The following is a 213-nucleotide window of genomic DNA, read 5'->3' as shown; positions in this document are numbered from 1 at the left end:
GCACGGGTAATCCCGGTAATAAAGCGGTTAAAATAAGGAAGGCAGGATTCATCCCCTTCCCCTGCTTTGGGCAAATGGCTTGTGGTATGGACAGTACCCTGCTTTTCTTTCAGTTTGCTGCAAGCTGCAGCACCGTCTTTCCCATCGAGGGGACGCCAAAAAAGAATGGTGTCATATTCAAGGCCTTTAATTTGTTCAGGGGTGAAGATTAAA

At 46.9% G+C, this 213-nt stretch carries 1 protein-coding gene; it reads right to left on the bottom strand.

Annotation, left to right across the window (positions count from 1 at the left end):
- The coding region (locus Ljam_RS15300; protein ID WP_162262908.1) for a hypothetical protein at positions 1 to 213 on the bottom strand (213 nt) is incomplete at both ends.

Source organism: Legionella jamestowniensis (assembly GCF_001467745.1).
In the GTDB taxonomy this organism is placed as follows: Bacteria; Pseudomonadota; Gammaproteobacteria; order Legionellales; family Legionellaceae; genus Tatlockia; species Tatlockia jamestowniensis.
The sequence above is the reverse complement of the archived record's forward strand: the minus strand, read 5'-3'. Positions and strand labels throughout refer to the sequence as shown.